We start from the raw sequence: 4,078 nt of genomic DNA on the forward strand, positions 1-4,078 counted from the left end.
TGCCTATGTGCGGACATGGCACTATTGGTTCCATAACCATTGGAATTGAAGAAGGCCTAATACACCCTAAAATTCCCGGAAAAATTCGTTTGGAAACCCCTGCAGGTTTGGTTGAAGTTGAATATCAGCAAACAGGTAAAAAAGTAGAATGGGTAAAATTCAACAACGTAAAATCTTTTCTTGCAGCTGAGGAATTAAGTATTGAAAGCACTTATTTAGGCCATTTGGTGTTTGATGTTTCTTATGGTGGGAATTTTTATGCCATCATAGATCCTCAGGAAAACTTTGCTGGAATTCAGGATTATAGTGCCGCTAAGCTTATACAGTTTAGTCGGGAAATACGAGAGGCTATCAATACAAAATACCCTAATGAATTTATTCATCCCGAAAATGAGACCATCAGAGATGTGAGCCACATTCTGTGGACCGGCAGCACCTTAGCACCAAATGCCACAGCCCGGAATGCTGTTTTTTATGGGGACAATGCTATTGATCGTTCGCCCTGTGGCACAGGCACCTCGGCACGGATGGCTCAATGGCATGCAAAAGGCCTCCTGAAACCTGGTGAAGATTTTATCCATGAGAGTATTATCGGGTCTCAGTTTATAGGACGTATTGAAGAAGTTACTACTTTAGAAAACAGAATAGCCATTATCCCCAGTATTAAAGGGTGGGCCAGGATTTATGGATACAATAAAATAAAAATTGATGATGATGACCCATTTGCTGAGGGGTTTCAAGTAATTTAATATGAGTAGATGCATAATTATTATTGGTGGAGGCATTGCCGGTTTAAGTTCTGCCTATTATTTAAACAAGGCTGGGCACCAGGTGACCGTTATAGACAAATCTGACTTAACTGCCGGAGCTTCTTTTGTTAACGCGGGTTATATTACTCCGAGCCATATTATTCCGCTGGCTTCTCCAGGGATGATTGTTAAAGGCATTAAATGGATGTTTAATTCGGCAAGTCCTTTTTATATGAAACCCAGATGGGATCCCGCTTTTTTCAGATGGTCCTGGTATTTTCACAAGTCTTCCACCCCTGCTAAAGTAGCAAAGGCCATTCCGGTGATCAAGGATATTAATATTTTAAGCCGTGGCTTGTTTGAAGACATCTATGCATCTGATGATCTAGGTGAATTTCAACTGGAACGAAAAGGTCTGTTAATGCTTTACAAAACAGACAAAGCAGGGGAAGATGAATTAGATGTGGCAGAGAAGGCCAGTTTTCTCGGACTTGAAGTAAAAAATTTGGACTTGGCCCAATTAAAGAAACTGGAACCGAATGTGAAATTAGATGTAAAAGGAGCCATCCACTATGAATGCGACGGCCATACCACACCGACTGAATTTATGCCCAAGATGGTAAAACATCTCAGGGAAGCCGGGGTAGATCTGAAAACCAATGAAGAAGTGCAGGAGATTTCAACTTCCGGCAGCAAAATCACAGAAATAAGAACCTCCAAGGCATCATACAATGCAGACGAAGTAGTTTTGGCAGCCGGTTCCTGGAGTGGTAAAATTTCCAGACAAATGAAGATTAAACTACCCCTTCAGGCAGGGAAAGGATATTCAATTAATGTAAAAAAAACAACAGGGATAAGCATTCCGGCTGTACTTATGGAAGCCAAAACTGCCGTGACCCCTATGCAGGGTTTTACTCGTTTTGCCGGAACTATGGAATTCTCGGGTATAAACGATACCATTAGAAAAGAGAGGGTTGAGGCCATTGCCAGGGCTGCAAAAAGTTATTACCCGGAAATTGAAATAAGTAGGGAGGACAAGGCAAATGCCAAAAGCGGGCTTCGGCCGGTAAGTCCGGACGGTCTGCCATATATTGGCAGGAGTAAATTTTATAACAACCTTATTTATGCCACAGGGCACGCCATGATGGGCTGGAGTCTTGGTCCGGCCACAGGGAAACTCGTTTCAGAAATTATTGATAATAAAAAACCCGCAATGGATATTAAACCATTTGACCCCGATAGAAAATTTTAAGATTAAAAGCAAAAGATCTCAATTAAAAAAATGGATGATAAAGGTTTGGATAAAGTGATCGTAGATTCCCCGGGGAGGATCAATATCATTGGGGAGCATACCGACTATAACCTGGGCTATGTGCTGCCTACAGCCATTGACAAAAGAATTCGCTTTAAACTTCAAAGAAATAATACGGATACACAATGTGAAATTAGAAGTAAGGGATATGCTAAAGCACTAGTTGTAGATCTTAAACATATCTCCCCGAGCAACACCCAATGGGAAAACTACATCCTTGGAGTGTTGTATGAGATTTATAAAAGAAGTAAGACACTAAAAGGGTTTCAATGTACTATAGAAAGTGATCTGCCGATTGGTTCAGGGGTGAGTTCTTCGGCTGCCCTTGAATGTGGCCTGGCCTTTGGGCTGAATGAACTTTTTGACCTTGGACTGTCTAAACATGAGATTGTGACGCTTTCCAGGGATGCAGAACATAATTATGTAGGTACCCAATGTGGGATCATGGACCAGTTTGCTTCTGTAATGAGTAAAAAAGATCATGTTATCTTACTGGATTGTAAAAGTATGAGGCATACCTATGTGCCATTTGTGATAGCTCCCTACAAATTAGTTTTATTGAACAGCAATGTTTCTCACAGCCTGGCCAGTAGTGAGTACAACACCAGAAGAAAAGAGTGCGAAGAAGGAGTAGCCATCCTGCAAAAACAATATCCCTACGTGGCATCACTAAGGGATGCCAATCTCAAAATGATCGAGACTTGTAAAACGGCTATGAGTCCCAAAGTGCTGGATAGATGTATATATGTTGTGGAAGAAAACAACAGGGTGTTGGATGCGGTAGAAGCTTTAAAAATGGGCGATTTAAAAACACTTGGAGCTTTGATGTACCAAACGCATGATGGCCTGCGAACTTTATATGAAGTAAGTTGCCGCGAACTGGATTTCTTAGTGGATTTTTCAAAAAATATAATGGAAGTATTAGGTGCCCGGGTGATGGGTGGTGGCTTTGGCGGATGCACCATCAACTTAGTTCATGAAGATACAGCAGATGCATTTATTAAATCGGCTTCTGAAGCGTATGAAAAGGAATTTAATATTAAACTGACTTCTTTTGAAGGACATCCCAGTGTCGGGACTACCCTCTTGTAACTTCAGGCTATAATAGTGACACTTTTTTTTGTACTTTAAAAGGGCAAAAAACTCTACTATGAAAGCACCTAAACACAACCGTCGGGAATTTGTAAAAAAAAGTAGCCTGGGCCTTATGGGATTAACCCTCCTACCCTCACTGGCAGGGAAAGTAGCGGCTAGTGACCGGCTTCGCGTAGCTCATATTGGGGTTGGTGGCATGGGAAATAACCATATAAAATGGTTCGCCGGTTTAGATGAAGTAGAGGTGGTTGCCCTTTGTGATGTAGATGAATTGCATTTAGCCGATAGCTTAAAAACTTTGGAAAGTCTTCAACCGGGATCTAAAGTCAGCGGGTATAAAGATTTTCGGAAAATTTTGGATCGAAACGATATTGACGCTATCACCTGCGCTACTCCGGATCATTGGCACAGCCAGATTACCAGCCTTGCCTTCCAGGCCGGGAAAGATGTCTACGGTGAAAAACCACTTTCTTATGATGTAAAAGAAGGACAGCTGATGCTTAAAAATCAGAAGAAGAACAACCGTATTTTTCAGTTAGGAACCCAGATCCATGCTACAGATAATTACCATAGAGTAGTTGAATTGATCCAGGCCGGGGCCATTGGTAAAGTGCACACCGTGAGGTTGTGGAAAACTGGGGGGCCTCCGGATTTAACAGAAACTGCAATAAAGCCTATTCCCAAATCCCTGGATTGGGATATGTGGCTGGGACCAGCGCCATATGTAGATTATATTCCTGCAAAATGCCATTTTACCTATAGGTATTTTATGGATTATTCCGGTGGGGTATTTGCCGATTTCTGGTGCCATATTGCTGATGTGGTCTACTGGGCAATTCAGCCAAAAGGCCTGAAGAGTATCTCAGCCAGAGGGGAAGAAGCCGACGGGATAGCCAATACACCAAAATGGATAGACGTGGAT

General features: G+C 42.0%; 4 protein-coding genes. All 4 read left to right on the forward strand.

Annotated elements, in window-relative coordinates; all coding sequences use genetic code 11:
• On the forward strand, positions 1-749 hold a 749-nt coding region (locus WBN20_RS03555; protein ID WP_424280723.1), incomplete at its 5' end, for a 4-hydroxyproline epimerase.
• Position 750: 1 nt separating this feature from the next.
• Positions 751-2,001 (forward strand): NAD(P)/FAD-dependent oxidoreductase, encoded by a 1,251-nt coding sequence (locus WBN20_RS03560; protein WP_424280724.1) that lies wholly within the window; start codon positions 751-753, stop codon positions 1,999-2,001.
• Between the two features lie 30 nt (positions 2,002-2,031).
• On the forward strand, positions 2,032-3,153 hold the full coding sequence (galK, locus tag WBN20_RS03565; RefSeq protein WP_424280725.1) for a galactokinase: 1,122 nt from the start codon (positions 2,032-2,034) through the stop codon (positions 3,151-3,153).
• A 58-nt stretch (positions 3,154-3,211) separates the two neighbouring features.
• Positions 3,212-4,078 (forward strand): Gfo/Idh/MocA family protein (locus WBN20_RS03570; protein WP_424280726.1); only part of this gene is annotated, 867 nt, incomplete at its 3' end.

The sequence above is a fragment of the Eudoraea sp. genome, from assembly GCF_049665975.1.
Classification (GTDB): Bacteria; Bacteroidota; Bacteroidia; order Flavobacteriales; family Flavobacteriaceae; genus Eudoraea.